This window comes from Methyloparacoccus sp. NF-16, assembly GCF_056880625.1.
The window spans coordinates 337,841-364,228 of the sequence record NZ_CP174130.1 but is presented as its reverse complement, the minus strand read 5'-3'; the positions used below and the strand labels follow the sequence as shown (position 1 = coordinate 364,228).

Sequence of the window (26,388 nt, the reverse complement as noted above, 5' to 3'; positions counted from 1 at the left end):
CGCCCACCATCCACCAAAGGCAACCGTGCTGATGCCGGTCTACAACGCCGGGAAATATCTGCATCCGGCGATCGACAGCATCCTGCGCCAAACCTACCGGGATTTCGAACTGCTGATCATCGACGACGGCTCCACCGACGACAGCCGGGAGATCAGCCGCGCCTTCGACGACCCCCGCATCCGGCGGGTGGAGAACGGCGCGAACCTGGGGCTGATACGCACCCTGAACAAGGGCCTGGAGCTGGCGCGCGGGGACTACATCGCCCGCATGGACGGCGACGACATCAGCCTGCCCGAACGGCTCGACCGGCAGATCGCGTTCATGGAACAGCACCCGGCAATCGGCATCTGCGGAACGTGGTACGAGAAACTGGAAAACGACCGCGTGTCGACCGTCGAACTGCCGACGGCACACGGTGCCATACGGTTCTTCATGCTGTTCGACAATCCCTTCCAGCACAGCACCATGCTGATCCGGCGCGCGTTCCTGCAAGCCCATGCGCTGCACTTCAGCCTCGCCCACGTCCACGCGGAGGACTACGAACTCTGGAGCCGCTGCGCCGAACTGACCGCGACGGCGAACCTGCCGCAGGCGCTGGTGCGCTACCGCGCCCACCCCGACAACGTCAGCCACCGGCACCAGGCCGCCCAGGGCGGCACCGCCGACCAGGTCCGGGGCCGGCAGTTGCACAACCTCGGCATCGGCGCCAGTGAAGCGGAGCTGCGTCTGCACAACCGGCTGGCGAAATTCCAGCCGCCGGCCGGGGACGACAGGCCGGAAAACATCCGCCGCTGGCTGGAAAAGCTGCTTGATCTTGGCTGCGCCCGCTGCGGCATCCCGGCCAGCCTCGCCCATCCGCATCTGGTGCGCTATTGGTACGGCGCCCTGGGCAACTTCGCCCATGAAGGCCTGCGCACCTGGCGGCTGTTCCGCCAGTCCCCCATCGGCCGCGCCGCCGCGCCGAACTGGCAGGCAAAGCTGCTGCTGCGCTGCCTGCTGCGGAAGGACATCCCCCGCCTCGCGGTGGCGCCCCCCACATGAAACTGGCACTGATCATTCACGCGCTCACGGCCGGGGGCGCGGAGCGGGTCATGTCCATCCTGGCCAACGCCTGGGCCGCGCAGGGCCGGGAGATCGACCTCATCACCCTGGATGACGGATCGCTGCCACCCTTCTTCCCGCTGGACGGGCGCATCCGCCACCAGCGGCTGGGACAGCTCCGGCAATCCCGCAACCTGCCGGCGGCCCTGCTGAACAATGGCAAACGCCTGCTGGCCCTGCGGCGGGCCATCCGGGCCGCGAATCCCGACGCCGTCATCAGCTTCCTGGACAGCACCAATGTGCTGACCCTGCTGGCAACCCGCGGGCTGGGCCTGCCGGTCATCGTGTCCGAGCACATCGACCCCTCGCAGTACCACATCAAGCCGGCCTGGAGACTGCTGCGCCGGGCGGTCTATCCCATGGCGGACCGGGTGGTAGTGCTGACCGAGCGCGTGCGGGCCTTCTTTCCCCGGCGTCTGCAGGGGAAGCTCGCCGTCATCCCCAATCCGGTGGTCCTGCCGCCAGAGGGCGCGGCCCGTCCGCCGGTGCTGCCACCCGGCCCCTGGCTGGCCGCCATGGGCCGGCTGACGGAACAGAAGGGTTTCGACTTGCTGCTGGACGCCTTTGCCACACTCGCCGGCCGCCAGCCCGGCTGGCGTCTGGCCATCCTCGGCGAGGGCCCCTTGCGCCAGGATCTGGAAGCCCGGATCGAGCACCTGGGACTGCAAGGGCGGGTCTGGCTGACCGGGCAGGTGGATGCCCCCGAGGCGTTCCTGCGACAGGCGGACCTGTTCGTGCTGCCGTCCCGCTTCGAGGGTTTCCCGATGGCACTCTGCGAGGCCATGGCCCTGGGCCTCGCGGTCGTTGCCGCCGACTGCCCGACCGGACCCCGGGAAATCATCCGCGACGGGCTGGACGGCTGCCTGGTGCCGGCGGAGGACCCGGCCGCGCTGGCCGCCGCGCTGGAGCAGCTGATGACCCAGGCCGACCTGCGGGCCCGGCTGGCCCGCCGGGCGCCGGAGATCCTCCAGCGGTTCGGCCTGCCCCAGGTGCTGTCCCGCTGGGACGCCCTGTTGCGCCCGCGGGTCAGGGGTACCTGATGCGCATCCTGCTGCTGATCCGCCAGCTGAGCGTCGGCGGCGCCGAACGCCAGGTCTGCCTGCTGGCCACCGCCCTCAGGCAACGCGGCCATGAGATCAAGGTCGCGGTGTTCTATGGCGGCGGCGCGCTGGAAGCCGAGCTGGCCGGCGCCGGCATCCCGCTGATCGACCTTGGCAAGCGGGGCCGCTGGGACAACGCGGGTTTTGTCTGGCGACTGCTCCGCACCCTCCGGTGCGAGCGACCGGACATCGTCTACTCCTTCCTGACCGTCGCGAATCTGCTGAACAGCCTGCTGGGCCCCTGCTTGCCGGGCACCCGGCGCGTCATCGGCCTGCGCGCCTCGAACATGGACCTGTCCCGCTATGACGGACTGAGCCGTTTGACCAGCCACCTGGAAACCCGCCTGGCGGGCCAGGCCGATCTCGTCATCGCCAACTCGGAGCGTGGCCGGCAGGCGGCCCTGGCCGCCGGCTTTCCGGCGGCCAGGCTGCGCGTGGTGCGCAACGGCATCGATACCCGCCGCTTCCTGCCCGACCGCCGCTGCGGCGCGGCCTTCCGCGCCGCCTGGGGCATCGCGCCGGAACAGCGGCTGGTCGGCCTGATCGGCCGCCTCGATCCGATGAAGGGGCACCCGATCTTCCTGCAGGCCGCCGCCCGCCTGCGCACCACCGATCCCGGCCTGCGCTTCGTCTGCGTCGGCGGAGGACCGGCTGCGCTGGATGCGTCGCTGCGGCGGCAGGCGACCGATCTGGGACTGGACGACAGACTGATCTGGGCCGGGCCGCAAACCGACATGCCGGCTGTCTACAACGCCCTGGACATGGCGGTATCGGCCTCGCTGTACGGCGAGGGCATGTCCAACACGCTGGCCGAGGCCATGGCCTGCGGCATCCCCTGCGTCACCACCGATGTCGGCGACGCCGCCTGGCTGGTCGAGGACTGCGGCATCGTCGTGCCGCCCGGCGACGCGGCGGCGCTGGCCGGGGGAATCGCCGACCTGACGCGCCGGGCACAGCAGCAGGGCGACACGCTGGGGCGCGCCGTGCGGCAGCACATCGAGACCCGTCTCGGCGAACAGGCCCTGGCCGAGGGCACCCTGGCCGCTTTCGCGAGCCTCGGCTGATGCGCATCTGCCACATCATCACCGGGCTCTACGCTCATGGAGCGGAGCGCATGCTCCTCAAGCTACTGTCGGCGATGGACCGTTCCCGCTACGCGAACACGGTGGTTTCGCTGATGGACCGGGGTGCGGTCGGTGCCGCTATCGAAGCCCTCGGCGTCCCCGTCCTGACCGTGGATCTGCCAAGGGGCAGGCCCACGCTCGGCGGCCTGTCGAAGCTCCTGCAGCAGGTCGGGGCGGCACGGCCCGACCTGCTGCAGGGCTGGATGTATCACGGCAACCTCGCGGCCAGTCTGGCGGCCGGCACCGTCGCCCGCGGCGTTCCGGTCGTCTGGAATGTCCGCCAGAGCCTTGGCGACCTGGCCCGCGAGAAGCCCCTGACCCGTGGCCTGATCCGGCTCTCGGCACGCGTCTCGGCGCAGCCACGCGGGATCATCTACAACTCCCTGACCAGTGCGCAACAGCATGAACGGCTGGGTTACCGGCGCGACCGGCGGGTGTTCATTCCCAATGGCTTCGACACCCGCCGTTACGCGCCGGCAACCCTGGCGGAATCGCGCGAACGCCGCCGACGGCTGGGGCTGCCGGCCGACGCCCTGCTGGTCGGCATGGCGGCGCGCTTCCATCCCATGAAGGACCATGCGAACTTTTTCCGCGCCGCAAGCCGGATAGCGGCCGCGCAGCCGACGGCCCGCTTCGTGCTGGCCGGCCATGGCCTGAACCCCGGCAATGCCGGGCTGGCAGAGCGCATCGAAGCCGCCGGCCTGAGGGAGCGGGTGCACCTGCTCGACGAAGTGTCCGACATGCCGGCCTTTTTCCAGTCGCTGGACGTCGCCGTGCTGAGCTCGGCCTGGGGCGAGGGCTTTCCGAACGTCCTGGGCGAGGCCATGGCCTGCGGCATTCCCTGCGTGGCCACGGATGTGGGCGATGCCGGGGAAATCCTCGGCGGGACCGGCATCGTCGTGCCGCCGGGAGATGCCGAGGCTCTGTACCGGGGCCTTGACCGGCTGCTCGCCGATGCGCCGCTGAGACAGACGCTGGCGAGGGAGGCCCTGGAGCGCGTGCGGGAGCGCTACTCGCTGGCGAGCATCACCGGCGAGTACGAGCGGCTGTACCGGCGCCTGGGCCCGGCGCTGCCTTGACGCCAAGCGGCCGGGCATGAACCGCGACACGACTCACGATAACCCTGGAACCTGAAGCATGTGTGGATTCACCGGATTCTTTGACCGCTCGGCCGGCACCTCTGCCGAGCAGCTGCATGACATCGTCGGCCGCATGACGGCCACCCTGCGCCATCGCGGCCCGGACGACGACGGCCTGTGGTCCGACAGCGCAACCGGGATCGCCCTCGGCCACCGGCGCCTGTCGATCCTGGACCTCAGCGCCGCCGGCCACCAGCCGATGCACTCCCGCAGCGGGCGCTACGTGATCGCCTTCAACGGGGAAATCTACAATCACCTGGCCCTGCGCCGGGCGCTGGAAAGCGGGCCGGCGGCGCCCGAGCATCCGCTGTTCGACCGCATCGAGGCCACATCGCCGGCCGCGCCGTCCGGCTGGCGCGGCCATTCCGACACCGAAACCCTGCTGGCCGCGATCGAGGCCTGGGGCGTCGGCGAGGCCTTGACGCGCTGCATCGGCATGTTCGCCTTCGCCCTCTGGGACCGGCACGACCGGCTGCTGTATCTGGCCCGCGACCGGCTGGGCGAGAAACCCGTCTACTACGGCTGGCAGGGCGATGCCCTGGTGTTCGGGTCGGAACTCAAGGCGTTGCGCCAGCACCCGGACTTTCGCGGCGACATCGATCGCGATGCGCTCACGCAGCTGCTGCGCCACGACTACATCCCCTCGCCCTACACCATCTACCAGAACATCCGGCAGCTGCCGCCCGGCACCTACCTGGTATTCGGCCAGCATCGCCAGGAACCGCAGCCGGTCGCCTACTGGAGCGTCCGGGATACCGTCCTGCGCGGGCAGATGCAGCCCTTCACCGGCACGGAAGCGGAGGCCACCGACGCGCTGGAGGGCCTCCTGCGCGAGGCCATCGCCGGGCAGATGGTGGCCGACGTGCCGCTGGGCGCCTTCCTGTCCGGCGGTCTCGATTCCAGCCTGGTGGTGGCGCTGATGCAGGCGCAGTCGTCGCAGCCGGTGAAGACCTTCACCATCGGTTTCGCCGAAGCCGAGTACAACGAGGCCGAGCACGCCAAGGCGGTGGCCCGCCACCTGGGCACCGACCACACCGAGCTGTACGTGACGCCGGAGGAAGCCATGGCGGTCATCCCGCGGCTGCCCACGCTGTACGACGAGCCCCTCGCCGACGCCTCGCAGATACCGACGTTCCTGGTTTCGCAGCTCGCCCGCCAGCAGGTCACGGTCAGCCTCTCGGGCGACGGCGGCGACGAGCTGTTCGGCGGTTACAACCGCTACTTCTGGGCGGTGAACTTCTGGCGCAAGCTGCGCTACCTGCCGCGCGGCCTGCGGCATGGGCTGGCGGGCCTGCTGACCGTGGTGCCGCCGCATGCCTGGAACGCGATCTTCCGGCACCTGGGCTTTCTGCTGCCGGCCAGGCTCCGCTACGCCGGCCTGGGCGACAAGCTGCACAAGCTCGCCATCATCCTCGGCTCCAGGACACCCGAGGACATCTATTTCGACCTCATCTCGCACTGGCGGGAACCCGCGCGGCTGGTGCGCGGCGGCCGGGAGCCCCAGACCGTGCTCAACGACCGCGGCCAGTGGCCGCAGCTGCGCGATTTCGAGCAGCGGATGATGTACCTCGACACGGTCAGCTACCTGCCGGACGACATCCTGGTCAAGGTGGACCGCGCCGCCATGGGCGTCAGCCTGGAAACCCGCGTCCCCCTGCTCGATCAGCGGGTGGTCGAATTCGCCTGGCGCCTGCCCCTGGACCTGAAGATCCGCCAGGGACAGAGCAAATGGCTGCTGCGCCAGGTGCTCTACCGCCATGTGCCGCCCGCCCTGGTCGACCGCCCCAAGATGGGCTTCGGCGTTCCCATCGACCACTGGCTGCGCGGCCCCCTGAAACCCTGGGCCGAGGCCCTGATCGAGCCGCGGCGGCTCAAGGCGGAGGGCTACCTGAATCCCGTGCTGGTGCAGGAAAAATGGGTGCAGCACCAGTCCGGCCGGCGCAACTGGTCCTACCACCTGTGGGACGTGCTGATGTTCCAGGCCTGGCTGGAAGCGCAGTCCGCCCGCGACTGAGAGCCATCCCGCCATGTCCCGACCCAAGCTGCTGTTCTTCGTCACCGAGGACTGGTATTTCTGCTCGCACCGCCTGCCGCTGGGCATCGGAGCGCGCGCGGCCGGCTTCGACGTGGCCGTCGCCACCCGCGTCAACCGGCATGCGGACGCGATCCGCGACGCCGGCCTGCGCCTGATCCCGCTGGAGCTTTCCCGCGGCGGCAGGAACCCGCTGGCCGAATGGCGCACCGTGCTGGCCATCGCCCGGGTGCTGCGCCAGGAGCGGCCGGACATCCTGCACAACGTCGCCCTGAAGCCGGTACTGTACGGCAGCCTCGCGGCCCGGCTGACCGGCCAGGCGGGCGTCGTCAACGCGCTGGCCGGCCTCGGCCACATCTTCGCCGACGAGCGGCGGGCCGGCCGGCTGCGCCAGCTGGTCAAGCTGGCGTTCCGCTGGCTGCTGCGGGACCACGGCCAGGTCATCGTCCAGAATCCCGACGACCTGCGCCTGCTGCTGGAGACCCGGGCCATCCGCCCGGAGCAGGCCACCCTGATCCGCGGCTCCGGCGTCGACCTCGACCGCTTCCGGCCGACGCCCGAGGTCGACGGCGTGCCCGTCGTCACCCTGGCGGCACGGCTGCTGTGGGACAAGGGCGTGGGCGAATTCGTGGCGGCGGCGGAGCGTCTGCAGGCCGCCGGGGTCCGGGCGCGCTTCGTGCTGGTGGGCGAACCGGACGCGGAAAACCATGCCGCCATCCCGGTCGCGCAACTCGACGCCTGGCGCGCTGCCGGCGTCGTCGAGTGGTGGGGCAAGCGGACCGACATGCCGGCGGTGCTGGCGCAGAGTCACCTCGCCTGCCTGCCGTCCTATTACGGCGAGGGCGTGCCCAAGGTACTGCTGGAGGCCGCCGCGGCAGGCCGGGCCATCGTCACCACCGACATGCCGGGCTGTCGCGAAGCCGTCGCCGACGGCGACAACGGGCTTCTGGTTCCGCCCCGCGATGCCGGCGCCCTGGCCGAAGCCCTGCGCACGCTGCTGGACGACCCCGAACGGCGGCGACACATGGGACGGCGCGGCCGCCAGCGGGCGGAGCAGGAATTCGGCGAGGACGCGGTCGTGCGGCAGACGCTGGCGGTGTACAGGAACCTGCGCAAGCCCGCCGCATGAGCGCCACCATCCCATCCGGCAGCCGGAGCGGATAGCCCCGGCCCCGGCGCAGAGCCTTCCCGACGAGCGTCCCCCGCCTGGATTCACGACCATGCAAGACCTGTTGACCCACGTTTTCTCCAGCCAGTGGCGCGTGCTGTTCTTCTTCACGGTCGTGCTGCTGGCCGTGGCCGAGTTCGGTTTCCGCCGGGGGCTGCGCGTGCATGAGACCAGCGACGAGGCCTGCCTGAACCAGCTCGGCACCCTGCAAGGATCCGTGCTTGGCCTGCTGGCCCTGCTGCTGGGCTTCACCTTCGCCATGGCCATGCAGCGCTACGAGGTGCGGCGGGACCTGGTGGTGCAGGAGGCCAATGCGATCGGCTCCACCTACCTCCTGGCGGCCTTCCTGCCCGAGCCGCACCGCGGCGCGTCGGAGCAGCTGCTGCGGCGTTATGTGGACGTGCGCCTGGGCTTCTATGGGGCCGGCTACGATTCGGACAGGATCGCGTCCGCGGAACAGGCGGCCACGGCCATCCAGCAGCAGCTCTGGAACCATGCCGTTGCGGCGGGGAAACTGTCGGACTCGCCCCTGACCGCGAACTTCGTGAACTCCCTGAGCAGGATCATCGATCTCGACACCACCCGCCTGGCGGCCATGCGCAACCGCATCCCGCTCACGGTCTGGGTGCTGCTGCTGGGCGTCGCCGGCTGCGGCTGCTGGGCCACCGGGTATGGCGCCGGCGCCACCGGCAGGCGGACGGCCTTCGCCCTGACCATCGTTCCCGTGCTGATCGCGGCGGTCATCACCGTGCTGGCGGATTTCAGCGCGACCCGGCGCGGGCTGATCGGCATCAGCCAGGAAAGCCTGGTTGCGCTGCAACAAAGCCTCTCCGAGCGGCAACCCTAGCCGGGGCCGGGGCGGCAATCCCGGGAGACGGGAGCGCGCGGATGCACAAGAAGACCGACGAGCTGCGCGGCTGGCCGCGCGGGATACCCCGCCCGCCGCGGGCGGGGCCAGGGTGGCTCAGGAGGACGTGGTCACCGGGAGCGCGCCGCTGGCGTTCGCATCCAGGTTGAGTTCGGCGATTTTGCGGCTGACCGTGTTGCGACCGTAGCCGAGCAGCCTGGCGGCTTCCTCGCGGCGTCCATGGGTCAGCTCCAGGGCGGTACGAATGAGAATGGCCTCGGCAAGGTCGACCGTTTCCCTGGCGACATGCTGTTCGCCGCTGCGGAGGCGTTGCAGCACCCAGCTGCGCAGCAGGTGTGTCCACTGGTCCGCCATCGCCGGGGAGAAACGCTCCGGCTCGCCCGACTGCAGCAGCTCCGGGGGCAAATCCTGCATGAAGACCTCGCGCCCGACCCCTGTGGCCGTGATCCATCGGCAGGCGTTTTCCAGCTGGCGGACATTGCCGGGCCAGTCCAGTCCACAGAGGAAATCCTCGACCTCGGGCCTGAGCCAGCGGGTTTCGAGCTTGAGCTCGCGCGCCGCCTCCCTGAGAAAATGCCGCAGCAGCAAGGGTATGTCCTGGCGCCGCTCGCGCAAGGGGGGCAACTGGATGCGGACGGCACTCAGCCGGTGGTAGAGGTCTTCGCGGAACCGGCCGGCACTGGTCTGGGCCTCCAGGTTCTGATGCGTGGCCGCGACGATGCGGACGTCGACCTTGACCGGGTTCAGCGCGCCGACCGGAAAGAACTCGCCCTCGGCCAGCACCCTCAGCAACCGTTGCTGGATGACCGGCGGCAGATCCCCGATCTCGTCGAGAAACAGCGTACCGCCGTTGGCCTGTTCGAAACGCCCCACCCTCCGGGCCGGGGCGGCAGGCAGGGCGCCCGCCTCGTGGCCGAACAGCTCCGCCTCCATCAGCTCGGGCGGCATTGCCGCCATGTTGAGCGCGATGAACGGCCGGTCGGCGCGTGGACCATGCTGGTGCAGGGCCCTGGCAACCCGCTCCTTGCCGGTGCCCGACTCCCCCTGCACCAGAACGGTCGCGTGCGAGCGCGAGAGGCGGGCGATGGTGCGGAACACATCATGCATGGCCGGTGCGCTGCCGATCAGGTCGGAGCCGGTGTGTGCCGGAGCGGGCTCCATGGCCTGGACCCGGCGGCCCTGCTGGCAGGCCCGCCGGATGAGGGCGATGGCCTCGGCAAGCTCGAACGGCTCGGGCAAGTATTCGAACGCCCCTTCCCGAAAGACCCTGACGGCATGTTCGAGATCGGGGCAGGGCGTGATGACGATCACGGGCATGTCCGGATAGCGGGCCTGCAGGCGGTCGAGCAGTTCGTGATATTCCATGTCCGGCACCTGCATGTCCGCGACGATCGCCGACAGACGGGCGGGCCGTTCCTGGGCCAGCAGATCACGGCCTGTGGCAAACATCCGGGTCTCGATATCCAGGCCGCGCAGCGCCTTGACCAGGTTGACCGGGATGGATGCGTCGGCATCGAGGATCCACACCAATTCGCCCGGACCGGGCGTCGGCTCGGCAGCGGGACGGGAAATCGCCGCGACGGATGAGGTTCTTGGCATCGTGCTTGGTGAGGAAAATGGCTGGTGCTGCAGGGCGGTCGCCAACCTTGGACACTATCCGGACGCAGACAACCCCGGAAGCGCGACGGGCACGCCAGCGTGTCCAACCGCCCAGAAGGTTGCCCCTCGAAACGATTACACCAAGATTCGTCCGCTGGCGCAAGGAAAAAGGTTTTTTTGACCACCGCAACGGTGCATTTAGACCGCAACACCGGCGATGGCGCGCCAACCATGGGCAAAGTGCACCGCTTGCAGTCCCCGGCGCCGCGGAAGGCGGGCGGCGGGTCGCGAAGCGGGCCGGCCGGAGGAGGCGGCACCACACTAGAACATGAGGATCACATCGGCGGACAGCAGCCACTGGCTGCCATCCGCGCAACGGCTGGACGCCATGCCGCCCGTGCAGTCGAACAGACTGACCTTGTCCGCCCAGTCATAGCGCAGATTCGGCCTCAAGGTCACCCATGGCAGCGGCTTCCAGTTGAGCCCGGCCGTGATCGCATAATAGGTGTTGCCGGTCAGCTGGCCGGAGGCATCCCGCGAGGGGATGGCCTCCAGACGCCCCGTGCCGCCAGCCTCGGCGTGGGCCGAAATCCGTGGCCGCGACCGTACCCGGAAGCCCTCGTCATCGCGGAACCACTCGCCCCGCAGTCCGGCCGACAGGGTCGATGTCAGGTCGTAGGTCAGGTAGGACGCAAGCCCGTACCACTCGGCGGTCTGCCCGGCGACAGCCTTCTCTGCCCAGCCGTAATCGTGCTGGAGCGTGAAGTGGGTGAGCGCCGTCACATCGTGGTGCAGAACCAGGCTGACCAGATTCCAGTCCCCCGCATTCTGCGCCTGGACGCCGTGCGAAGCGTTGCCCGTGAAACTGGTTTCGCCATCCGCCCAGGTGAGGCCGCCGAGAAACCCCCATTGCTCCAGGTTGTGATCGAAGCCGCCATCCCATCCGCCGATGATGCTGCCGGTCACGGCGCCGGCGCTGACGGTCAGGTTCTCGGTGATGGCGTAGCTGCTCAGCACCCCCGTCTGCGTGAACGGCTCCCCGTACTGCATCAGATAGGTATGGGAGTAGAAGAAGTTGTCCGGGGCCATCACCGACTCGTTGCCGACGATGGTGTAGAAATGGCCAAGCTTGGTCAGCAGGCCATTGCCGACCGGCATGACACCTTCAAGGTAAAGCTGGGGTATGGCCAGCTGGTAAAAGCGCAGGTCGTTGCCCAGCAGATTCTGGTCCCAATGCGACTCGGGATCGCCGCTGGCCTGGGCAAACGCGGCATCGGTACCGAACATCAGGTCGACGCGCCCGCCCAGGTCCCAGCTGTCTCCCTGAATGTCGACCGGCCGCTCCAGGTAAAGATAGGCCTGGTTCAGTTGCAGGGTCCCCGAGCGGTCACCGAATGTCACCGTGCCGTTGAAGCGATCGCCCGGCATCGCCGGATTGTAGGTACCGCCCACATCCACCCAGCCGCCAACAGCCAGACGCAGGTCCCGCAGCCAGCGGGAGGCATTCGGGCCGCCAGCGGGCAGCATCGCGAAAAGCCCGGACGCCCCGGTCCAAGCCCCTGGATCGGGATGCGGCTCCCCGGCCAGACCCCGGACCGACAGGATCGAGAGGACGATGGCGGTCAGGCAGACGGGGAAGACCTTGTGTTGGGCAGCAAACAAGCCGGTATGACGGGTGAAGGTTCCTTTTCGGTGCGTCATGCACTATATAGGCCACCCGGAAGGCACCCATTTCGCCCAGACTGACGCGCTCCCTGCCCATCCAGCCGCAAAGCAACTATAGTGACGCCCGCCAATGGTGCATTTGCGCACCACGAGCGAGCGCCGCATTGCAACACAACCCGCCAGGGGCGATTCCGCCACGCCTGGCCGGTTGCCACCCGGAGGAGCCAATGAGCCGAACCCCCTTCCCCCGCCTCCTGGCGGCGTGCCTGATGCTGCTGGCCAGCAGCCCGGCGCCATGCGAGGAACTGAACTCCGCCGACACGGCCTGGATCCTGACCTCAACCGGCCTCGTGCTGTTCATGACCGTACCGGGACTGGCCCTGTTCTACGGCGGGCTGGTGCGGACCAAGAATGTCCTGTCCGTCCTGGTGCAATGCTTCGCGGTAACCTCGCTGGTCTCGATCCTGTGGATGGTCGCTGGTTACAGCCTGGCACTGACCGATACCGGACCCTGGCCGGCGGTCCTGGGCGGCTTTTCCCGGCTGTTCCTGCTGGGCCTGGATGCCGACGCCCTGACCGGCAATCTTCCGGAGTCGGTCTTCTGCATATATCACCTGACCTTCGCGGTTTTCGCGCCCGCGCTGATGATCGGCAGCTTTGTCGAGCGCATGCGCTTCTCCGCCACGCTCTGGTTCACGCTGGGATGGACCCTGCTGGTCTACGTGCCGGTATGCCACTGGATCTGGGGCGGCGGGTGGCTGGCCCAGCTGGGCGTGGTCGATTTTGCCGGCGGCATCGTGGTGCATACCACGGCCGGCATCGGCGCCCTGACGGCGGCCTGGCGGGTGGGCCCCAGACGCGGATTCCCCGGCACCCTGATGCCGCCGCACAACCTGACCCTGACGGCGGCGGGCGCCGGCATCCTGTGGGTCGGCTGGCATGGCTTCAGCGCCGGCAGCGCACTGATGGCGAATGGCGCCGCCGGCGTGGCCATGCTGACCACCCATATCGCCGCCACGGCCGGGGCGCTGGTCTGGATGGCGGTGGAATGGTCGCGCTTCGGCCGGCCAACCCTGCTGGGACTGGCGACAGGCATGATCGCCGGCCTGGGCATCATTTCCCCGGCAGCGGGCTTCGTCGGCCCGCTGGGCGCGCTGGCGATGGGCATCCTGGCCGGGGGCATCTGCTTCTTTGCCATTCACTGGGTCAAGCGGAAACTGGCCATCGACGATGCCCTGGACGTCTTCCCGGTGCATGGCGTCAGTGGCATGATCGGCTCGCTGCTGACCGCTCCGCTGGCGGTCAAGGCGCTGGGCGGCTCGGGCCTGCCGACCGGGCTGGACGTCCTGCAGCAGGTGGGAGTGCAGGGCATCGGCGTACTGGTGGCGCTGGGCTGGAGTGGTGCGGCGAGCCTGGCGATCCTCACGCTCGTCGACCGGTTCAACGGCCTGCGGGTCGGAGCTGACGACGAAACCGAGGGGCTCGACCTGAGCTCGCACAACGGCAAGGGGTACCACCTGTGACGCACGCACCGCCGCCCGGCCAGCCATCCGCGGGCGGGCGCAGGGCTCTGCGCGCGGGCGTCATGCTGATGGCGCTGAGCAGCCTCGCCGCACTGGCCGACATGCACGAGGATCAGGCGCGGCTGAACATCGAGGCCATGCCGTGCGGCAACGGCACGCTGGGCGCGAGACTGGAGGAAGAGTCCCGCACCCACAGCCGCCGCGACCTGGGCTGGCGCTTCTTTCCCGAAGGCGACAGCCTGACCGTCGAACGCGCCTTCCGCATCTCCAAGAGCATGGAGGCCCGCTATCGCTGGCAGGTCGACCATGACGCCCACATCACCCCCATCAGCGACGCGGCCAAATCCCTCTGCGCGCCCTGAACGTCCGCGGCGGCCCCGCAGGCGAAGCGACATTCCTGCACCCCGGCCAGCGGGCACGATACCGGCCACCCGCCAGCCATCGCCGGCACACCATAATGGTGCATTGACGATGGCTGCCGGACACTCCGAAAAAACCGGGCACCACCCGCCCGTTTCAGCGCAAGCCACGGAATTGATTGATGTTTTCCACCGGGCACGCGCAGCCCCATGCCGGCCGGGCGACAATATTGACGCGCAACGGTTCCCTGTCGGCGCGAAACGCTTTATCCTTTGCTCCCCAACATAGTGCGATTACGCACCAGATTGGTGTAGAAGAACAATTTCCGGGAGCCGAAGATGACGGTTAGCGCTTTTGCAAGAACAACGGTGAGTCTGGTCCTCGCCATCGGTTTCGCAGCGGAAACCGCCATGGCCAATCCCGATGAGGCCAGCGCGGCTACGGTTTCGAAGTGCCACTTTCTCGGCACCGTGGCGGGCAACTCGGGCTATGGCAAGAACATGGGCTGGAAACCCCTGGCCAAGGCCAGTGCGGAAATCAAGGCCGGCAAGCTGGGCGCCACCCACATCGTGTTCACCCACTATCGGCCGGTGGGCAGCTTCAACGGCGAGGCCGAGGGCAAGGCCTACAGCTGCAACCCCTGAAGGTCACCCGCCGGGACCGGCGAGACCCCGCGGCCGTCCAGCGGCCCGAACTCAGCCGCCCTCGGCGCGGGCCTCGTCCAGCCGGGCGAGGAGACCGGAACGCCTCTGCGTGGGCGTGCGGATGCCCGCCGCCAGCACCGCCGCGCTGCCGGCCACCAGGACCTGACGCCGGGCGCGGGTGATGCCGGTGTAGATCAGCTCGCGGGTGACGACCCGGCCGGGAACCTCCGGCAGGATCAGGGCCACCCGCTCGAATTCCGATCCCTGCGACTTGTGCACGGTCATGGCGAACGCCGTGTCGTGCTCGGACAAGCGCAACCGCGGCACCGGACGGAAGCCGCTCTCGCCCTCGGGGAAATAGACCAGCAGCTCGTCCGGCGCCGGGCCCGGCAGGACAATGCCGATATCGCCATTGAACAGCCGGCTGGTGTAATCGTTGCGCAGCACCAGCACCGGCCTGCCGGCAAACCAGACATCATCCTGGCCCAGGGCGGGCGGCAGACCGAGCCGGCGGCGCAGCGCCTCGACCAGCAGCCGGTTGATCGCCTGCACGCCGCGCGCGGTGTCGCGGATGGCGCAGAGAACGCGGAAGCGGTTGAAGGCGGCGAACACCGCGGCCAGCTGTTCCGGCCCCGGCAACCCGTCGGGCAACGCGGCCAGGTACTCGTCATACCCCTCGATCAGCTGCGCCTGCAGCGCCCGGGACAGGCCTCCGCCGGCATCCGCCACCCAGACCAGGTCAGGCGACGCGTTCGCGCCCAGCAGCTGCAACGCCGCCTCCACCTGACCGCCGTTGACCCGGCGGGCCAGCTCGCCGATACCCGGCGCCTCGTGGAAGCGGTAGTTGCGCGCGAACCAGATCACCGCGTCGGCCAGCGGTGTCGGTCGCAGGGGCGCGGGTGGCTCGATCGCCGCGGCCGGGCAACAGGTCAACGCCGCCAGCGCCGCGCGGCGCGCCACCGACAGCCCCGGGTCGCCGGCGATCTCGGAAAACACCGCCCCGGCCTCCACCGCCGCCAGCTGGTCCTTGTCGCCCAGCAGGATCAGCCGTGCCGCCGGCGGCACGGCGGCGACCAGCCTGGCGGCCAGCGCCAGGTCGAGCATGGACGCCTCGTCCACCACCAGCACGTCGACGGGCAGGGGATTGCCGGCATGGTGACGGAAACCGCCGTCGGGCAGTACGCCCAGCAGCCGGTGCAGGGTCGCGGCCTGGTGCGGCAGGCGCGCAGCGGTCTCGGGCGGCAACTGTCCGGCGCGGCCCAGCCGTTCGGCCTGGCCGCGCAGCGCCTCGACCATGCGGGCCGCGGCCTTGCCGGTCGGCGCCGCCAGGGCAATGCGGCAGTCGGGATCGTCGGCCAGAAGGCAGGCCAGCAGCTTGAGCACGGTGGTGGTCTTGCCCGTGCCCGGACCGCCGCTGACGACGGTCAGCCGTCCCAGCAGGGCCATCGCCGCCGCCAGCTGCTGCCAGTCCGGCGTTGCCGCCGCCCCGCCCTCGAACAGATCCCGCAAGCGCTCCGCCGCCACCACCGACGGTGGCCGGGGGATGCTGGCCGCCATGCCCTGCAGGGCGGTGGCCAGCTCGCGCTCGTAATCGAAGTAGCGACGCAGATAGAGACGGCCGGCGTCGTCCAGCAGCAGCGGCAGGCGCTGCGGCGCCGCGGGCGCGCCGACCAGCCCGGAGGCCAGCAGGCGCCGGCGATCGGCCTCCGGCCAGTCGCCCAGATCGGCACAGACATGCCCCTCGGCGGTGGCCAGGCTGGCGAGCCGGGCCGCCGCCGCCAGCAGGTCGGCATCGGTACGCTCGGGATCGCACGCCCGCGCCCAGCGGACCAGGTGGCGGGCGAAGCCCTCGGCCAGCCACTGGGCGCGCGACATGGCGGTTTCGGCCCGGATGGGGGTCACGGCGATGCCGCCCCGGCGCGGCCGATCAGGGTGTCCAGCGCCGCGACGGTGCCGGCCGACGGCCGGTCGAAGAAGATGCCGGCATCGCCCCAGTCCGGACGCACGGCACGCACGAACAGATAAAGAACGCCGCCGAAATGCCTGTCGTAGTCGTAGCCCGGCAGGCGCCGGGCCAGCTGCCGGTGCAGGGCGAGCGTGTATAGCAGGTACTGGAGAGGATAGGCGTGTTCCCGCATGGCCTGGTGCAGCCGGACGGGATCATAGTCGGCGGGCGCATAGCCCAGGTGGTTGGATTTCCAGTCGAGCAGGTAATAGCGGCCACCGCTACGGAACACCAGATCGATGGCGCCGGTGAGGTAACCCCTGAGCGTCCGGAACGACAGCGGCGCCAGCGCGTAGCCCTGCTGGCGGAGAAAGGCATTGAGCCGCTCCGGCGTGAGCGTGTCCGCCGCCAGGGTAAAGGCCATTTCCCGCAAAACATCGCCAGGCTTCAGCCGGGACAGCCACAGCTGGCTGCCGGCGCCGGCCGGCAGGGGCGTGGCCAGCACGTCCCGCAGGAGCCGGCCAAGCATCGGTTCCGGCGCCAGCGGCTGCCCCAGCCCATCCACCGGCTGTTGCGGATATTCGCCCAGCGCCTGCCGGATGGCCTGCTCCGCCGCAGCCGGCCGGGCCAGGTCGGCCAGTTCGAAGAGCCGATGGATACAGCTGCCGGCCCCGGGGCCGGCGGGAAAGCGCAGGATGTCGTCGGCCGCCAGGTCGGCCGGCGCCACGCTCCGCTCGCCGGGCATTGGTGGCGCGTCGGCATCATGGTCGGCCGCGGACTCGCCCTCGGCGCGCTGGCGGGTCATGCCGGTGAAGCTGCCCCGGTTCCAGCCTTCGACCAGCACCCGCCGGAAGGGCCGCGCCCGGCAGGGTGGCGACGTCTCGGGCGCGGCCGCCGTTGCCGTCTCCAGCGCCGGCAGTTCCGCCACCGCCAGACCGCCTGGCACCCGCTCGGCCAGCGCGCGCCAGGCGTCCTCGATGGCGTCGGGCGCCCGCACCTTCCGGTTGTCGAACCAGTCGTCGGTCGTCATGCCGCCGCCCGCGATCAGCCAGTTCAACAGGCTGCGGGTGCTTTCGCCAGCATTGCGACTGCCCTGGTAGCAGCGCTCGTAGCAGCCGGCGATGAGGTAGACGCGGTGCACCGCGCGGGTCAGGGCGACATAGATGAGGCGCAGCGTCTCGGCGGCATCCTCGTCGCGGATGGCCGCCTTGAGCGACAGATCGTCCCGCGCGGCGGGATCGAAATCGAGCACGGTCGTGCCGGCCCGGTGATATTGCCGCAGATCGGGCGCATCGCTGCGGCTGTTGCGGTAGCCATCCCAGAGGAAGGGACAGAACACCACGGCGTACTCGAGGCCCTTGGACTTGTGGATGGTGACGATCTGGACGCGCTCGCTGTCGGATTCCAGGCGCAGCTGGGCGCTGTCGCCGACGGTGACATCCAGGCGCTGGGCCTGCAACCAGCGCAGCTGCGCGTCGATACCGGCGTGCTCGCGGGCAGCCTGGGCCAGCAGCTCGCCCAGGTGCAGCAGGTTGGTCAGCCGGCGCTCGCCGTGCGGCTCGCGCAGAAGACGCGCCTCGATCCCCTGCTCGCGCAGCAGATACCGGAACATGACGGCGAACCCACGCTGCTCCCATTGCTCGCGGTAGCCGGCGAACGCCTGCACATGCCGGAAGAAGGCAGCCTCGTCCCGCACATAGCCGTCGAGGGTGACGGCATCATGGCCGAGCAGGCCGGTGGCGAGGGCGGCGCGGATCGACGCGTCGCGCTTCTCGGCCACGGCCAGGAGGATGCAGGCCAGCTCCTCGGCCTCGACGGTGGTGAAGACACTGGCCTGCGATAGCTCGACGCTGGCGATGCCGCGCACGGCCAGCGCGTCGCGCATCCGCCGGCCCTGCGCGTGGCTGCGCACCAGCACGGCGATATCGCGCGCCCGCAGTGGCCGTTGGCCCAGGGTGACACGCCCCGCCCGGGCCTCGCCCAGCAGCCGCGCGATTTCCGCCGCCACGGTCGCGGCGGCGAGCGGGAAGGCTTCGGCCCGCAGCCGCCGCTGGCCATCCGGCGCGCGGGGCAGCAACCAGACCTGCAACGGCGCGCGCGCGGCCGCCCCATGATCGACGAGTGCCGGAAAACCCGGCTGGCGCTGCTTGTCACCCAGGGAAACCGGACGATAGGCGATGCCTTCCTGCAGGAAGGCGCGCTCATGGACGCCGAACAGCGCGTTGCCGCCCGCGATCAGGCCGGCGACCGAACGCTGGTTGCGCGGCAGCGAATAGCGCTGGCCGGCCCGCTGCTGCGCGGCCAGATAGGTATGCAGGTCGGCGTTGCGGAAGCGGTAGATAGCCTGCTTGGGATCACCGACCATGAACAGGGGACCGGCGTCCTGTCCGTACAGGCGGTCGAAGATACCGAGCTGCAGGGGGTCGGTATCCTGGAATTCGTCGATCAGCGCCGCCGGGAAGCGTCGGCGCAGGGCCATCGCCAGCGTGTCGCCCCCATCGCTGGACAGGGCCTCGTGGAGGTTGCGCAGCATGTCGTCGAAGCTGACCACGCGCTGCTGCCGCTTGCCCTGCCGCAGCGCGGCCGGGACCGTCTCGACCAGCTCCCGCAGCCAGCGCAGGCGGGCATACCGGAGCGCCTGATCTAGCGTGTCGCAGGCCGCCAGCAGGGTTTCGGCGGCGGCGAAGAAGGGGTGCTGCGGTGGCTGGCACCCCTTTTTCGTACCCTTCCCCGCCGCCAGGCGCTCGGCGGCGAACAGCCCCAGCCGCTTGCCGTCGGCGCGGTGCTGTCCGCCGGCGGGCACACCCGAGGCGAACCAGCCGGTCCAGGCCAGACGCCCGGCCGCCACGCTGTCGGGCTTGTAACTGTTGGCCTTGAGCCGCCCTTCCGCCAGCGCCGCCAGCAGACAGGCGCTGGGCGCAGCGCCGTCACTGCCCCAGTGGCGTTGCGCCGCCGCGAAGGCCTGCTGCACGGGCGCCTCGTCCGGCGCGGCGACGGCGTCCAGATCCGGTGGCCAGTGCAGACGCGCCAGGGGCTTGGCCACCACCGGCCGCAGCAGGGCCGCCAGCTTTTCCGGCGTATCCCCGACATCGCGCAGGTAGCGCGCCAGCAGGGGCGACAGGCTGCCCGGCGGCGCATGGGCGACGCGCCGGCGCCAGAAGTCGTAAACCGCCTGCTGCAGGCGTTCCTGGTCGTCCTGCACCGCGTCGAGCTCGAACGGCTGCGCGGCGGAGAATGGCGCATCCGCCAGGGCGCGCTGGCAGAATCCGTGAATGGTGTAGATGGCGGCCTCGTCGAAGCATGCCAGGGCCAGCGCCAGCCGGTCGCGCAGCTCGGCGGGCGTGCGGCCCCGGACGATCAGGCGCGCCAGGAGGCCCTGCACAGGGTCGTCATCGTCGAGCGGCATGCCGGCCTCCCGGCGCGCCAGCCCGCCGAGGGTATCGCCGATGCGGCCGCGGATGCGGTCGCGCAGTTCCGCGGTCGCCGCCGTGGTGAAGGTGACCACCAGGATCTCGCGGACCTGCAGGCCCTGCTCCAGCAACAGCCGCAGGTAGAGCCAGCAGATGTTCCAGGTCTTGCCGGTGCCGGCCGACGCCTCGATCAGGTTCACGCCCGACAGCGGGCAGTCGAAGACCTCCAGCTCGCGGAACTCAGTCATCCGCAGCCTCCGGCAGCGCCAGCGCCCGGAACGGCCGCAGCACCGCCAGGGCGGTGTCCTCGAAGTCGCGATCCAGCGGCTGTTCCACGCCGCGCAGCGCCAGCCGGTAGGCCGGTTGCAGGCTTTCGCCATAACCCTGGGCATTGACCTCCCAGACCCTCCGGGCTGCCGCCAGGGCCTGGTCGGGATCGCTGGCATGCCGGTCGACATAGGCCCAGGCCGCGCGGGGATAGAAATGCAGCGGCCGGGTCCAGCCGTCGCGATAGAGCCGCAGCAGCACCGTCAGCCACTCGCGTGCATCCTCGCAGGGCGGCAGCCGGTAACCGCCATCGCGCGCGATCCAGCGGGTCTCCGGCCGCACGCCGGACGGCCGGAGGGCATTCAGGAACAGGTGCTCGATCCAGCCGGCCAGACGATCGCCCGGTCGCAGGTCGTCGTAGCGGGCGCGGACCAGCCCGGCCGGACACAGGGCGTTGAGCGCCCCGCTCAGCCGCCAGGTTTCGCCGTCCACCGTCAGCGTCAGCGTGTCGGTCACCGGCGGCAGGGTCGGCCCGGTCAGGCTGTCGCGCAGCCGGCCGGCGAAGCCGGCGATGGTGGTCACCTCCTCCTCCAGCAGCAATGCGCCGAAAACGCCGGGGGGATAGTCCAGCGCGGCGCGGGCCAGCGCCATCAGCGCGTCCGGCGATGCCGCCGATGCCTGTGGCAGCAGGCGTTCGGCCAGGAGGATGCGGCTGGCGCGGTCCGGCAGGAAAGGTTCATCGTCGGCCAGTTCCTCGTCCGCCTGCGGCAGGACCAGCCGCAGGCGCCGCTCCAGCAGGTAGCGGCAGGGATTGCCGAAGAAACGCTGCACGTCGGCCAGGGCCAGTTCGCGCGGATCGTCGTCGCGCCAGCCCAGCGGGGCGGGGAAAAACCGCCCGGCGGGCGGGTCCGTGGCCGCGTGGCCAGCCTCCTCGCCCGTATCGGCATCCTCATCCGCAGGCGCATCCGCTGGCGACGGTGCCGGCACGGGGACGGCCACCGGCGGCGGCTGATTGAGCGCCTCGGCCAGCTCCACGGCATGGCTGAACAGCGCGCCCGGGACCGCGTCGGCCGTGAAGTAGCGGCGGGAAAAGGCTTGCAGCGGGTGCCGGATCTCCCAGGGCCTATCCGTCGCCCCGGTCAGGCGCTCGAGATAGTCGCCCAGCTCGGCCAGCAGGATCGACGGCGTCAGCGCGCTGTTGTCGCGGATGCTGCAACCGGTGTAGCTGAGGTGCAGCCGCTCGCGCGCCGCCAGCAGCAGGTCGAGGAAGACATTGCGGTCGTCCAGCCGCCGCTGCCGGTCGCCCAGCCGGGGAGCGGCGGCGATCAGATCGAACTCGTCGGGTGCCCGGCTGGCGGGGAACACGCCATCGCCCAGCCCCAGCGCGGCGACGAAACGGTAGGGCAGATGGCGCATCGGCCCCAGCCCGGCGAAGCTCACCGACCCGCTCGGCACCGCGCCGGGCGCGGCGGCTTCCAGGTTCTCCCGCAGCGCTGCCTGCACCACCGGCAGCGGCAGGTCGCCGGTGACGCCGGTTTCCGCCAGCCGGTCGCCCAGGCCCAGGATCGCGCGCCGGACCTCGGCGCGTGCATCCAGGCGGTCGCGGTCGTCGACGAAGAAATCGTCCAGCCAGCCGAGCAGGCGCCGGTGCCAGACCTCGCCCGGGGCCGGCTGGCCGGCGCTGGCGGCGGCCGCTGCCAGCACCTCGACGAAGCGGTCGAGGGCGCCCAGCGCCTGCGCGATCGAGCCCTCGATGCCGCCCGCCGGCAGGCGGCCCTGCAAGGGCTCGTCGAGCCCTGGCACGGCGTAGCCGAGAAACAGCCGGTCCAGCCCTTCGCCGAGGGTGAACTCGGGCGCGTCCGGCAATCCGAGCCGGGCGCGGTGTGCGCCATCCAGCCCCCAGTGCATGCCAGCCTGGCGCATCCAGTCATGCACGGCGGCGAGCTCGGCCTCGTCCAGGCCGAAACGGGCGCGAACCTCCGGCCGGCGCAGGAAGGCAAACACCTCGCTAGCCCGGCAGCGCGAGGGCAGCAGCTCCAGCAGCGCCCCGAAGCCGACCGCCACCGGATTGGCCAGCCGGCGCGGCAGCCCGGTGACCGTGTAAGGAATGGACCGCGCGCGCGGCACGCTGCCGAACACGGCCTCGATCAGGGGCGCCGCCTCGTCCAGGTTCGGCAGCACCACCAGTACATCGGCAGGCGTCAGGTCCGGCTGGCGGGTGAAGGCATCCAGCAGCTGGTCGTGCAGCACCTCCAGCTCGCGGGCCAGCGAATGGCAGACATGAATCTCGAGGCTGCGATCGCCGGTCGTCCAGCCGCTGGCGGACGTGGCGGCCGGCCCCTCTTCGGCGCGCAGGATGTCGTTCTGGAGCCGGGCCAGGAGACTGTCGCCGGCCGCCGGCACGAACAGCTCCCGATCGTCCCGGCGCATGGCCTGCCTGTCGTTCAGCAGTGCCAGGAACGCCTGCGTCTGGCGGCCCCAGCCGGCCAGCAGGCGATTGCCGACCTCATGGTAATCGAGCTGCCCGCTGACCCTGAGCTGCGCCATTTGCCGGGGCGTGGCGAGCAGATCCCAATATTCCCGGCAGGGGTTCACCACGTAGAGATTGACCGTCATCCACGCCGACAGCCGGGCCAGGATGTCCAGGTAGAGCGGCGGCACGTCGGCCAGCGCGAACAGCGACACGCGTGGCGGCAGGGAAACCGGCAGGCCGTCGCGGCCCGCGGCCTGCAGCTGGCGGAAGAACGCCTCGGCGGGATGCTCCGCCGCCACCCCCATGCCGGCCAGCAGACGGCGCCAGACGTCCGCCTGCCAGGCCAGATCCTCGGCCTGGCCCTCGGTCAACACCATGGGCTGCGCCATCGGCGGCAGCGTCTGGCCGTCCGCCCAGGCCCGCACCCAGTCCTGCCGGTAGGTGATGTACTGGTCGAACAGCCGCGCCACCCGCTGCGCCAGCTCATAGCGCATGAGGGGATCGTGATCGGCCCGGGCCAGATAGCGGGCCAGGCGCGGATGCGCGGCCGCCAGGGCACCGTCCTCGAACAGCCCGTAGAGCCGCCAGGCCAGGAGATCCGGAGCGAAGGGCGACTGGCTGGCGACCGGCGTCGCCTGCCGCAGCAGTTCCCACACCCACTGGGCCAGAAAGCCGAAGGCAACATTCGCGCAGACGCCATGGCACCGGGCCCAGTCCATCTCCAGCCGCCGCCGGATCGCCGTGCCCGGCACGATCACCGTCTCCGCCGCCAGGGGATCGCCGGATCCGTCGCCGAGATCCGCCAGCAGCCAGGCGCTCAGCACCTCCAGGCGGTTGGAGAAAATCAGGTTGAAGCCGGGCTGCATGGACTGGGATTCGCCGGGGAGGCCACCGTGCCGGGTTCGCGGCTAGCGGATGGAAAGATGCTCATGGCCCCATCATCTCAAACAAGGGCGTTCAAAGGCGCCTGCGGAAAAGCGCGGCCTGCGCCACGGGGGAAGCAAGACCCGCCGCCGACTACCTGCTGTACTACCATCGCGATTTCCCGCCTGCCGTGGTCGAGGCACTGCTGCCCGCGACGCTGGAGCGGGTTTTCGCCGTGGGCAGCTCCGCGCCGGCCTGACGCGGGGCGCGGGGGAGCGGCAAGCCCCCACCCGGTCCCCGGCGGGGCCGGGCCTCAATTCAGGCGATGGCTGGGATAGCGGCCGGCATAGCGGCCCTGGTAACCGCTGAGCTCGTCGATTTCGGCGATGGCGGCCTGGGGGTGCAGGCCGTCGTCGACGATGCGGCGCATGGCCGGGTACCAGGTATCAACCACGTCCAGGCTGACGCGCATCAGGGTCAGCAGCAATTCCGCGCCGGGCGGATTGCCTTCCAGCAGCTGCCGGTGCACGAACCGCACCTCGCCATCGTCGAGGTCCATCTCGAAGTGGCCGACCGCCAGCCGGTAATTGATGCGGGTGATGAGCTCCATGACGGCATAGCGGTGGAGTTCGGGGATGTCCTCGGGCATGCGCAGGAACAGCATGAAGTCATGCTCCTTGCCGCCGGTGATCAGCTCGAAGCGGAAGGTGCCGCTGTCGAGGTTGATCAGGCTCTGCACCGATCCGTCGCGCTCCTCGTTCTGGATGACCGGATAACCGTGTTCCGAGAGGATTTCGTAAGCCAGGGTGGTGAGGATGTTCATCGGGACTCCTTTGCATGGATGAATGCAGCCGTGCGACCTCCGCCGGACCGGGGCGAAGACAGGATAGCGCGTGAGTTCGGCAAGATTGTTACACAAGCCGCCGGCCGACCGCGGAAAAACCGGCCATGCCGCTCGGACAGCGGGCCGTGCGCGGGATTCCGTCCCGGCGGCCAGCGAAGCGGTCGTGCTACAGTGCGGACGGCGGCCGGAGCACCGGGACAAGCCGGCAAGCGGGTGGCGATCGTCGCCGGCGCGGGTCCGGCCAGGCACCGGGCAGCCACGCATCTCCAGATACAAGCTGTTATCGGCATGGACAATTTCGCTCAGGTTCTCCTGCTGCTGGGCACCACGGTCACGGTGGTGGTGGCCTTCCAGCGGCTGCACATCCCCTCCAGCCTCGGCTATCTGCTGGTGGGCATCATCCTGGGGCCGCACACCGTCGGTCCGGTGGTGGATCTGCCGCAGATCAAGTCGATCGCGGAATTCGGCATCGTCTTCCTGCTGTTCACGATCGGCCTGAATTTCTCCCTGCCGCAGCTGCATGCCCTGCGTCATCAGGTGCTCGGCCTGGGCACGGGCCAGGTGGCCTTCACCACGCTGCTGGTGGGGATGCTGGCCTGGCTGGGCGGGCTGCCGCCGACCGACGCCTTCATCCTCGGCGCGGTGTTCGCGCAGTCCTCGACCACCATCATCGGCAAGCAGCTCGGCGAGCAGGGCGAGGAGAACAGCCGGCACGGGCGGCTGGGCCTGGCCCTGTCGGTCTTCCAGGACGTGACCGCGGTGCCGTTCCTGGTGGTGCTGCCGGTGCTGGGCCAGGCCATGAACGCCAAGGTGCTGGCCGTGGCGCTGGGCGGGGCGATGGCCAAGGCTTTCGGGGCCTTCGTGGCGGTTTTCGTCGCCGGCCGCTGGGTGTTGCGGCCGGTGTTCCGCCTGGTGGCCCGCCGCCGCTCCACCGAGGTGTTCACCCTGACCGTGCTGCTGGTGGCGCTGCTGGCCGCCTGGAGCACGCAGCAGTTCGGCCTGTCGCTGGCCTTCGGCGCGTTCCTGGCCGGCATGATGATGGGCGAGACGGAGTTCCGGCACCAGCTGGAGTCGACCATCCGGCCCTTCCGCGATGTGCTCCTGGGGCTGTTCTTCGTCGACATCGGCATGCTGTTCGATCCCGCCGCCATGCCGCGCATCTGGCACTGGGCGCTGTTCGGCGCCGGCGCGATGCTGGCGATCAAGGCGCTGCTGGTCGCCGTCATGGTCAATCTGACCGGGATCGACCGGTTGACGGCCTGGCGGACCGGGCTGATCGTGGCCGTGGGCGGCGAGTTCGGCTTTGCCCTCCTGGCCATCGCCATCGGCCACCGGGTCATCGAGGTCGAACTGGCACAGATCATCCTCACCGCCGTGCTGTTCTCCATGATCGCCGGGCCGATCCTGATCCGCTTCAACCACGGCATCGCCACCCTGTTCGGCGGCCGCAAGCCGATCCTCAGGGCCGAACGCGAGCTGCCCAGGCCCGACCACGCCCCGCCGGCCGGCCGGCATGATCACGTCATCCTCTGCGGCTACGGCCGGATCGGCCAGAGCGTCGGCCATTTCCTGACCGAGGAGGACATCCCCTTCGTCGCCATCGATCTCGACGCCGACTGCGTGCGCGAGGCGCATACGGCCGGCGAGCCGGTCTACTTCGGCGACTCGACCCAGGACGACCTGCTGGAATCGCTGGGGCTGCAACAGGCGCGGCTGGTGCTGATCAGCTTCGACGACGTGCCGGCCGCGCTGCGGATACTGAGCGCGGTGAAGAGCCTCAGGCCCGGCCTGCCGGTGATGGTGCGCACCCGTGACGAGACGCATGTCGAGGAACTGCAACAGGCCGGCGCGCTGGAAGTGGTGCCGGATACCCTGGAAGCCAGCCTGATGATCGCCTCGCAGGCGCTGCTGCTGCTCGATGTGCCGATCGCGCGGATCTTGCGGCGCTTGCAGCAAGAGCGCTCCAACCGCTACCGCCTGATGCGCGAACTGTTCCGCGGCAACGACCTGTACCTGAAACCGCAGGAACTGGAGGCGCGGCGGCTGCACGCCATCCCGGTGCCGCCGGAGAGCGCCTGCGCCAGGCGCCGGCTGTCCGACATCGACTGGGACGGCGTGACGGTCACGGCGCTGGTGCGCAACGGCAAGCGGCTGCCGCATCCGTCCCCGCGCCTCCGCCTGCGGGCCCGGGACGTGGTGGTGGTGTGTGGCCAGGACGATCAGGTGCACCGGGTGGAGCAGCTCATCAACGCCTGACCGCC

At 70.1% G+C, this 26,388-nt stretch carries 17 protein-coding genes; 11 read left to right on the top strand and 6 right to left on the bottom strand.

The annotated features are described in order from the left end of the window. Positions 1-25: 25 nt before the first annotated feature. From ACH5N8_RS01645 to ACH5N8_RS01615, 7 genes are all read left to right on the top strand, one after another. On the top strand, positions 26-1,042 hold the full coding sequence (locus ACH5N8_RS01645; RefSeq protein ID WP_483282246.1) for a glycosyltransferase family 2 protein: 1,017 nt from the start codon (positions 26-28) through the stop codon (positions 1,040-1,042). After that, positions 1,039-2,142 (top strand): glycosyltransferase family 4 protein, encoded by a 1,104-nt coding sequence (locus ACH5N8_RS01640; RefSeq protein WP_483282245.1) that lies wholly within the window; start codon positions 1,039-1,041, stop codon positions 2,140-2,142. Before ACH5N8_RS01645 ends, ACH5N8_RS01640 begins: the two co-directional genes overlap by 4 nt. Next, on the top strand, positions 2,142-3,266 hold the full coding sequence (locus ACH5N8_RS01635) for a glycosyltransferase (protein WP_483282244.1): 1,125 nt from the start codon (positions 2,142-2,144) through the stop codon (positions 3,264-3,266). Before ACH5N8_RS01640 ends, ACH5N8_RS01635 begins: the two co-directional genes overlap by 1 nt. Next, positions 3,266-4,405: a glycosyltransferase family 4 protein gene (locus tag ACH5N8_RS01630; RefSeq protein ID WP_483282243.1), complete on the top strand. Its 1,140-nt coding sequence runs from the start codon at positions 3,266-3,268 to the stop codon at positions 4,403-4,405. The genes ACH5N8_RS01635 and ACH5N8_RS01630 overlap by 1 nt, the downstream gene beginning before the upstream one ends. 58 nt (positions 4,406-4,463) lie before the next feature. Next, complete coding sequence (asnB, locus tag ACH5N8_RS01625) at positions 4,464-6,479, top strand: asparagine synthase (glutamine-hydrolyzing) (RefSeq protein ID WP_483282242.1); 2,016 nt, start codon at positions 4,464-4,466, stop codon at positions 6,477-6,479. 13 nt (positions 6,480-6,492) lie between these two features. Further along, a complete protein-coding gene (locus tag ACH5N8_RS01620; protein WP_460027027.1) occupies positions 6,493-7,626 on the top strand; it encodes a glycosyltransferase family 4 protein in 1,134 nt (377 codons plus the stop codon). 91 nt (positions 7,627-7,717) lie between these two features. Beyond that, entirely contained in the window at positions 7,718-8,512 is a 795-nt protein-coding gene (locus tag ACH5N8_RS01615) for a bestrophin-like domain (protein WP_483282241.1), read from the top strand. A 117-nt stretch (positions 8,513-8,629) separates the two neighbouring features. Here the strand turns inward: ACH5N8_RS01615 and ntrC are convergent, their stop codons facing one another. Further along, on the bottom strand, positions 8,630-10,132 hold the full coding sequence (ntrC, locus tag ACH5N8_RS01610) for a nitrogen regulation protein NR(I) (protein ID WP_483282240.1): 1,503 nt from the start codon (positions 10,130-10,132) through the stop codon (positions 8,630-8,632). Positions 10,133-10,453: 321 nt separating this feature from the next. Continuing rightward, positions 10,454-11,833, bottom strand: coding sequence for a porin (locus ACH5N8_RS01605; protein WP_483282239.1), 1,380 nt, complete (start codon positions 11,831-11,833; stop codon positions 10,454-10,456). A gap of 191 nt (positions 11,834-12,024) precedes the next feature. Between ACH5N8_RS01605 and ACH5N8_RS01600 the strand changes: the two genes are divergently transcribed. The 3 genes from ACH5N8_RS01600 to ACH5N8_RS01590 all read left to right on the top strand — a co-directional run bounded on the left by ACH5N8_RS01600 (position 12,025) and on the right by ACH5N8_RS01590 (position 14,324). Next, positions 12,025-13,320 carry an ammonium transporter gene (locus ACH5N8_RS01600; protein WP_483282238.1) on the top strand — a complete coding sequence of 432 codons (1,296 nt, stop codon included), beginning with the start codon at positions 12,025-12,027 and terminating at the stop codon, positions 13,318-13,320. Then, entirely contained in the window at positions 13,317-13,682 is a 366-nt protein-coding gene (locus tag ACH5N8_RS01595) for a hypothetical protein (protein ID WP_460027022.1), read from the top strand. Before ACH5N8_RS01600 ends, ACH5N8_RS01595 begins: the two co-directional genes overlap by 4 nt. A 366-nt stretch (positions 13,683-14,048) precedes the next feature. Continuing rightward, on the top strand, positions 14,049-14,324 hold the full coding sequence (locus ACH5N8_RS01590; RefSeq protein WP_483282237.1) for a hypothetical protein: 276 nt from the start codon (positions 14,049-14,051) through the stop codon (positions 14,322-14,324). A 51-nt stretch (positions 14,325-14,375) separates the two neighbouring features. Here ACH5N8_RS01590 and recD read toward each other — a convergent pair whose 3' ends face one another. The 4 genes from recD to ACH5N8_RS01570 all read right to left on the bottom strand — a co-directional run bounded on the left by recD (position 14,376) and on the right by ACH5N8_RS01570 (position 24,106). Then, complete coding sequence (gene recD / locus ACH5N8_RS01585) at positions 14,376-16,199, bottom strand: exodeoxyribonuclease V subunit alpha (protein WP_483282236.1); 1,824 nt, start codon at positions 16,197-16,199, stop codon at positions 14,376-14,378. 23 nt (positions 16,200-16,222) lie between these two features. After that, the gene (gene recB, locus ACH5N8_RS01580; RefSeq protein WP_483282235.1) at positions 16,223-19,927 is read right to left on the bottom strand and encodes an exodeoxyribonuclease V subunit beta; all 3,705 of its coding nucleotides are present in this window, start codon (positions 19,925-19,927) and stop codon (positions 16,223-16,225) included. Next, positions 19,920-23,285: an exodeoxyribonuclease V subunit gamma gene (gene recC, locus ACH5N8_RS01575; protein WP_483282234.1), complete on the bottom strand. Its 3,366-nt coding sequence runs from the start codon at positions 23,283-23,285 to the stop codon at positions 19,920-19,922. The genes recB and recC overlap by 8 nt, the downstream gene beginning before the upstream one ends. A 311-nt stretch (positions 23,286-23,596) precedes the next feature. Further along, complete coding sequence (locus ACH5N8_RS01570; RefSeq protein WP_483282233.1) at positions 23,597-24,106, bottom strand: YbjN domain-containing protein; 510 nt, start codon at positions 24,104-24,106, stop codon at positions 23,597-23,599. Positions 24,107-24,415: 309 nt separating this feature from the next. Here ACH5N8_RS01570 and ACH5N8_RS01565 point away from each other — a divergent pair, with 309 nt between their 5' ends. Next, positions 24,416-26,383 (top strand): monovalent cation:proton antiporter family protein, encoded by a 1,968-nt coding sequence (locus ACH5N8_RS01565; RefSeq protein ID WP_483282232.1) that lies wholly within the window; start codon positions 24,416-24,418, stop codon positions 26,381-26,383. The last annotated feature ends 5 nt before the right edge of the window (positions 26,384-26,388 follow it).

What these genes read in the sequence shown, in the direction of transcription:
- ACH5N8_RS01640 (WP_483282245.1), top strand. Translation starts at nt 1,039, where the DNA reads ATGAAACTGGCACTGATCATTCACGCGCTCACGGCCGGGGGCGCGGAG.
- ACH5N8_RS01635 (WP_483282244.1), top strand. Translation starts at nt 2,142, where the DNA reads ATGCGCATCCTGCTGCTGATCCGCCAGCTGAGCGTCGGCGGCGCCGAA.
- ACH5N8_RS01630 (WP_483282243.1), top strand. Translation starts at nt 3,266, where the DNA reads ATGCGCATCTGCCACATCATCACCGGGCTCTACGCTCATGGAGCGGAG.
- asnB (WP_483282242.1), top strand. Translation starts at nt 4,464, where the DNA reads ATGTGTGGATTCACCGGATTCTTTGACCGCTCGGCCGGCACCTCTGCC.
- ACH5N8_RS01620 (WP_460027027.1), top strand. Translation starts at nt 6,493, where the DNA reads ATGTCCCGACCCAAGCTGCTGTTCTTCGTCACCGAGGACTGGTATTTC.
- ACH5N8_RS01615 (WP_483282241.1), top strand. Translation starts at nt 7,718, where the DNA reads ATGCAAGACCTGTTGACCCACGTTTTCTCCAGCCAGTGGCGCGTGCTG.
- ntrC (WP_483282240.1), bottom strand. Translation starts at nt 10,132, where the DNA reads ATGCCAAGAACCTCATCCGTCGCGGCGATTTCCCGTCCCGCTGCCGAG.
- ACH5N8_RS01605 (WP_483282239.1), bottom strand. Translation starts at nt 11,833, where the DNA reads ATGACGCACCGAAAAGGAACCTTCACCCGTCATACCGGCTTGTTTGCT.
- ACH5N8_RS01600 (WP_483282238.1), top strand. Translation starts at nt 12,025, where the DNA reads ATGAGCCGAACCCCCTTCCCCCGCCTCCTGGCGGCGTGCCTGATGCTG.
- recD (WP_483282236.1), bottom strand. Translation starts at nt 16,199, where the DNA reads ATGTCGCGCGCCCAGTGGCTGGCCGAGGGCTTCGCCCGCCACCTGGTC.
- recB (WP_483282235.1), bottom strand. Translation starts at nt 19,927, where the DNA reads ATGACTGAGTTCCGCGAGCTGGAGGTCTTCGACTGCCCGCTGTCGGGC.
- recC (WP_483282234.1), bottom strand. Translation starts at nt 23,285, where the DNA reads ATGCAGCCCGGCTTCAACCTGATTTTCTCCAACCGCCTGGAGGTGCTG.
- ACH5N8_RS01570 (WP_483282233.1), bottom strand. Translation starts at nt 24,106, where the DNA reads ATGAACATCCTCACCACCCTGGCTTACGAAATCCTCTCGGAACACGGT.
- ACH5N8_RS01565 (WP_483282232.1), top strand. Translation starts at nt 24,416, where the DNA reads ATGGACAATTTCGCTCAGGTTCTCCTGCTGCTGGGCACCACGGTCACG.